Origin of the sequence: uncultured Leptotrichia sp. (genome assembly GCF_938036635.1) — a bacterium.
Lineage (GTDB): Bacteria > Fusobacteriota > Fusobacteriia > Fusobacteriales > Leptotrichiaceae > Leptotrichia > Leptotrichia hongkongensis.
Map to the genome: position 1 here is coordinate 1 of NZ_CALHQO010000126.1, position 6,360 is coordinate 6,360.

The 6,360-nt window shown below is 31.9% G+C and carries 3 protein-coding genes; all 3 read left to right on the top strand.

What is annotated here, in order from left to right; all coding sequences use genetic code 11:
• Nucleotides 1–173 precede the first annotated feature (173 nt).
• The 3 genes from Q0370_RS02330 (at nucleotide 174) to Q0370_RS02340 (ending at nucleotide 6,105) form a co-directional block, all read left to right on the top strand.
• On the top strand, nucleotides 174–1,529 hold the full coding sequence (locus tag Q0370_RS02330) for a glucose-6-phosphate isomerase (RefSeq protein WP_299571585.1): 1,356 nt from the start codon (nucleotides 174–176) through the stop codon (nucleotides 1,527–1,529).
• Between the two features lie 123 nt (nucleotides 1,530–1,652).
• Nucleotides 1,653–3,026 carry an aminopeptidase gene (locus Q0370_RS02335; protein ID WP_299571587.1) on the top strand — a complete coding sequence of 458 codons (1,374 nt, stop codon included), beginning with the start codon at nucleotides 1,653–1,655 and terminating at the stop codon, nucleotides 3,024–3,026.
• A 25-nt stretch (nucleotides 3,027–3,051) separates the two neighbouring features.
• On the top strand, nucleotides 3,052–6,105 hold the full coding sequence (locus Q0370_RS02340; protein WP_299571589.1) for an alpha-amylase family glycosyl hydrolase: 3,054 nt from the start codon (nucleotides 3,052–3,054) through the stop codon (nucleotides 6,103–6,105).
• The last annotated feature ends 255 nt before the right edge of the window (nucleotides 6,106–6,360 follow it).

Genomic DNA, 6,360 nt, shown 5'->3' on the forward strand with positions numbered 1-6,360 from the left:
CACTTTAAAACTAAATATAATTATTATTTATAATTTTATAAATTTAGTTTTTAAGTAGTTTTGTTGTATTATTATTCGATTTTAAAGTTGTATTACTATGTGTGGAATAATAGGGATTTCTTGATTTTTTAAAGAAATCTAGGGAATAAAATATATTAAGGAGACAAAAGAAAATGAAATTGAATTTTAATTATCAATTTGCAAAAAATTTTTTTAATGAAAATGAATTGAAACAGATTAAACCGTATGTAGAATTGGCAAATGAAGTATTGACTTCAAAAAGTGGAGCAGGAAATGATTTTTTAGGATGGGTTGACTTACCTGAAAACTATGATAAAGATGAATTTGCTAGAATAAAAAAAGCGGCTGAAAAAATTAAAAATGATTCAGAAGTCTTAGTTGTAATTGGAATTGGAGGATCGTATTTAGGGGCAAAGGCTGCAATTGAATTTTTGTCACACAGCTTTTACAATAATTTGCCAAAAGATAAAAGAAAAACTCCGGAAATTTACTTTGCAGGAACAAATATGAGCGGTGTTTATTTACAACATTTAATAGAAGTTGTTGGAGATAGGGATTTTTCAGTAAATGTAATTTCAAAATCTGGAACTACAACTGAACCTGCGATTGCATTTAGAGTGTTCAAAAAAATGCTGGAAGAAAAATATGGAAAAGAAGAAGCTGCAAAAAGAATATATGCTACAACAGACAAGGAAAAAGGAGCATTAAAAACACTTGCTACAACTGAAGGATACGAAACTTTTGTTGTACCTGACAATGTTGGAGGAAGATTTTCTGTATTGACTGCAGTAGGACTTTTACCGATTGCAGCGGCTGGAATTAATATTGATGACTTGATGGCTGGAGCAAAAGATGCGATGAATGATTTTGCAAATAAAAATATGGATGAAAATCAGGCTTTACAATATGCAGCTGTAAGAAATATTTTACATAGAAAAGGAAAAGACTTGGAATTAATGGTAAATTATGAGCCAAGAGTTCATTATTTGGCAGAATGGTGGAAACAATTATTTGGAGAATCTGAAGGAAAAGATGGAAAAGGATTGTATCCAACTTCGGCAGACTTTTCAGCAGACTTGCATTCATTGGGTCAATATATCCAGGAAGGAAAAAGATTATTCTTTGAAACAGTAGTTTCTATTGGAAAACCAGAAGTGGAATTTGTCATTGAAAGTGACAAGGATAACCTTGACGGACTAAACTTTATTGCTGGAAAAACATTGGATTATGTAAATAAAAAAGCAACTGATGGAGTAATTTTGGCACATATTGACGGAGATGTACCTAATTTAGGCGTAAACATTCCTGAAGCGACTCCTTATCATTTAGGATATACATTCTATTTCTTTGAAAAAGCATGTGGAGTAAGTGGATACCTTTTAGGTGTAAATCCATTTGATCAGCCAGGAGTGGAAGCATATAAGAAAAATATGTTTGCGTTATTAGGAAAACCTGGATATGAAGAAGCTGGAAAAGAATTGGAAAAAAAATTGAACGAAGTTAAATAATTTAGGTAAACTGGGAAATTAATTTTACTAGGAAAGAAGGTGGCTGATTTGGGATATTTTTTTCAAGTCGCCATCTTTTGTTTTTTGTTGTATATTTTATGAATTTTAGAAAGGATGTAGAAAATGACAAAAGAAAATTTGTGGAAGAATTATACAGATGAGCAAAAGAAAGTAATTTTTGACTTTGCTGAAGATTATAAAAAATATTTGGATTCTGCCAAAACTGAGAGAGAATTTGTGGATTTAACAGAAAAGGAACTTAAAAAAAATGGCTTTGTCAATATTAATGAAAAAAGTGAATTGAAAAAAGGGGATAAAATTTATTTTAACAATAGAAATAAAAATATCATTGCAGTAATTGTTGGAAATGATATAAAAAGCGGGATTAATATGATTGTTTCCCACGTAGATTCTCCAAGACTGGATTTAAAGCCAAATCCGATAATGGAAGAAGAAGAATTTGCACTACTAAATACGCATTATTATGGTGGAATTAAAAAATATCAATGGGCTGCAACTCCACTTGCATTGCATGGTGTTGTTTTCTTAAAAAATGGAGAAAAAGTAACACTTTCTATTGGAGAAAAAGATGACGAGCCTGTATTCAGTATGCCTGATATATTGCCGCATTTGTCTTACAATGTGCAGGATGAAAGAAAGGCAAGAGATGTTATTAAAGGTGAAGAACTGAAATTATTATTTGGAAATATGCCTTTAGATAATGAAAATGTAAATAAAAAAATAAAGCAGTTTGTGCTTGATAAATTGAAAAAAGATTATGGAATAGAAGAAGATGATTTCTTTACAGCAGAGCTGGAAGTTGTGCCTGCTGGGAAATTGCGAGATGTGGGGCTTGATAAGAGCATGATTGGAGGATATGGTCAAGATGATAGAATTTGTGCATATACTTCGCTTAGAGCCTTGTTTGATATTAAGGAAACTGAGAAAACTGTTATGATTTATTTGACAGATAAAGAAGAAATTGGAAGTGAAGGTTCTACAAGCTTGAAGTCAACATTACCTGAATATGTTGTTGGGAAAATGCTGTCACTTACAGAAAAAAATTATAATGATCAGATATTGAGGGAAACTTTATGGAACTCAAAAGCATTGTCATCAGATGTTACGGCTGCGTTAAATCCTGTATTTAAGTCTGTACATGATCCAGAAAATGCAGCAAGGCTGTCTTACGGACTGGCGTTTGCAAAATATACTGGAAGCCGTGGAAAAGCTATGGCAAACGATGCTGATGCAGAATTTATTCAGGAAATAAGACAAATATTTGATAAAAATGAGATTAAATATCAGTCGGGTGGATTTGGAAAAGTAGATGAAGGTGGTGGAGGAACAGTTGCTAAGTTCTTGGCTTACTACGGAATCAAAACGATAGATGCAGGACCTGCACTTTTATCAATGCACTCTTTATTTGAAATCTCGTCAAAAGCAGATTTGTATGAAACATACAGAGCATATAAAGTATTTTTTGAGCTAAATTAGGGAGAGTAGATAATTAGGAGAAAAAATGGGCTATAAAATTATAATTTATAAAGATAATAAATTCTACAAGGAAGAGAATTTAAAACAAAATTGGGAAAATTTTATATATAAATGGGGAAATGTCGAGTCAGGAAGTTATTTTTTTGAAATAAAGGATGAGGAAAGTGGAGTAATAAGCGGTGTGACTTATAGCCATACAGCACCTTTTGCAAAAAGATTTGAGGCAGTAGTGGATGAAAACTTGCCGCCAAAATCAATAACTGGATTTCAAAAAGGAATAGATATTTATGTAGAATATTCTCCAACAAAAAAGATATTTTCATTAACTAAAATGAAATTTTACAGAATGAATTTGGATATTGCTGATTTTGGACTAGAAAAGGCGGATAAAGTTGAAATTGCAGGTAACTTTAATAACTGGAAGCCTGATACAGAACCTATCCATCATTTTGAAGGAACAAACTATAAAGTAGTACTTGCTTCGCCTGAAGGAGTTTATGAATATAAATATCTGATTGATGGAAAATGGTATCCTCAGAATGAAAATAGAAAACTGGTTATTGGAGAAAATGGGGCATTGTTTCCTCAAGGAGATTTTGGAACTGGAAAATTTGTGTATGAAGCAATTGATAAAAATACTGATTTGAAGGCGATAGTACATGACTATAACAGTTTGCAATATTTTAATAAATTGTCGGATAGTGAATATGAATTTAAAATAAGAACTCAGATGAACGATGTGGAACGTGCCTATGTTAGTGTAGTTCTACATGAGGAAGATAATTATGAGATGATTTATGAACTGGAAAGATATCAGGATAAGACAAATGGATTTGATTATTTTGAAAGGATAATAAATTTTGGTAAAGAAGCCAAAAAGCTTTTGTATTATTTTATTCTTGAAGATAATGGCTCAAGAGCATATTTTAACGGAGAAACATTGAGCTATAGCAAACCAAAGAGATTGATTGTGAATACGACTTCTAAGGATATACAGCTATTTGATGTACCAAACTGGGCAAAAGAGGCAATCTGGTACAATATTTTCCCAGACAGATTTTACAATGGGAATCATTATAATGATCCAATTTTTAATGAATTTGGACCAGAAGCATTTAAGCCAAATAGACTTCACGAACAGAATTTTGTAGAAGAATATAAATGGGAAAAAAGTAATAATGTGCTTAGTCAGTTTGATAGAAACAGATGGACTGCTGATTTTAGGGAACAGGTAATTTGGGAAAAACTAGGTGAGCGTGAAATTGACTACAGTTTGAAATATGCTAGAATGTATGGTGGAGATTTGCAGGGAATAAAAGAAAAAATACCATATATGAAAGAATTGGGAATTAATGCAGTATGGCTAAATCCAGTATTTTTCTCATATCAAAACCATAAATATGGGGCAAATGACTTTAGACATATTTCACCAGACTTTGGAACAATAAAGACAAGTGGAAAAACTCATGGTGTGGAAATTAATAAAAATAACAAATATGGGAATAAGTCGTATGTGGATGTACTTAGAAATAAGGCTTCGACAAGTAGCGAGCTAAAACTTCTGCAAGTAAACCTGAATGGTGAAAATCGTGGGAAAAATGGTTATGGAGAAACAGAAGATCCATCAACTTGGGTTTGGACAGAATCAGATTTGATAATGGTAGATTTGATAAAAGAATTTCATAAAAATGGTATCCGTGTAATATTTGACGGGGTTTTCAATCATAGCAGCAATGAACACTGGACATTTAATATGGTGCTTGCGGATGGAGAAAATTCTAAATACAAGGACTGGTATAAATTTACAGATTTTGGAGAACATATCCCAATTACAGATGAAATGAATGAAGAGCAGGCATTTGAAACTTTAATTGCAAATAGAAAGAGAACTGCTTACAATGCTTGGGCAGGATTTGATTCACTTCCTGAATTTAACACATTTAATCAGGAGTACAAGGAATATATTTTTAATATTACAAGAAAATGGATGTATGGGCCTGACGGAAAAGAAAGTGAAAACTGGATGGAGGATGATGGGATTGACGGATGGCGGCTAGATGTGCCAAATTGTCTTGAAAATCAGAATTTCTGGAATGAATGGCGTGAGGTTGTAAAGGGTAGCAAAAAAGATTCATACATAACTGCTGAACTTTGGGGAAATGCTTCGGCCGATATTAATGGTGGAAATAAATTTGACACTGTAATGAACTATGAATGGTTAAAAACAGTCATTGGCTTCTTCATAAATCAAAGTCATGAAGGTGGAGTAAGATATAAACTGAAAGCACAGGACTTTTTCAATGAACTTAGAGAAAAAAGAACTTGGTATCCATATCAGGCATTGCAGGCAAGTCAGAACTTAAACGGTTCACATGACACAGATAGACTTTATTCAAGAATTGTAAATGATGTACTTGGAAGAAATTTGGAAGAAGGGAAACAGCTAGAAAAAGGGTATAATGGAATTCGTCCAGATTTAGCTTCAAATTATCATCCAAACACAACAATAGATTGGCGAAACAGTCCAATCAAGCCAAAAGATATACTAAAATTAATTTCAATATTCCAAATGACTTATATTGGAGCACCAATGTTATTTTATGGTGATGAAGTGGGAATGTGGGGAGCAACAGACCCATATTGCCGAAAGCCGATGTTATGGAATGAATTTTTATATGATGATGAGAAAAATCCGTCTCATGTTAACCAAAACGAAATTTATGAGCAAAAAGTCGACCGTGATTTATTTGAATGGTATAAAAAATTAATAAAAATCCGTCTTGAAAATAAAACACTTGTTTATGGTAAGTTTAGAGAAGTGTTTGTTGACAACGACAGAGACATAATTGCATATGAAAGAGTAATTGAGGATCATTCGATTATTGTTATAATAAATAATTCATTTAACAGCTGGGAAAATATCGAATTTGAGACAAATTATCAAGATGAGAGATTTATTGATCTGGTAACAGAAGGCAGAACATTCAGAACAAGTTCAGCTGGAAAAATCAAGTTGGATTTAAAAGCCAAGGAAGGGATGATTTTGCGAAAAGTTAGGATAGATGGAGATTATGAATAAAAAATATTATCCATAAAATATAAAAAAATAGGGAGCTAAATTTATTGGCTCCTTATTTTGTATAAATTTTATTTTTTAGAAAAAATAGTAAATAAAAAACAGCCCATGAGAAAGAGGTATAAGGACTGTCTTTTATGACCAATTTTTTCTTCAGTTGTGATATATGAAAAGATTAATAATACTAATAATATTAACAGAGTAATTATAACAAAAAATTCAAAAAAAATCAATACCTTAATAAATAATTTTTATCTA

Bases quoted from the DNA above. Each gene is read 5' to 3' on its own strand.
- Q0370_RS02340 (WP_299571589.1), top strand. From the start codon at position 3,052: ATGGGCTATAAAATTATAATTTATAAAGATAATAAATTCTACAAGGAA.
- Q0370_RS02335 (WP_299571587.1), top strand. From the start codon at position 1,653: ATGACAAAAGAAAATTTGTGGAAGAATTATACAGATGAGCAAAAGAAA.
- Q0370_RS02330 (WP_299571585.1), top strand. From the start codon at position 174: ATGAAATTGAATTTTAATTATCAATTTGCAAAAAATTTTTTTAATGAA.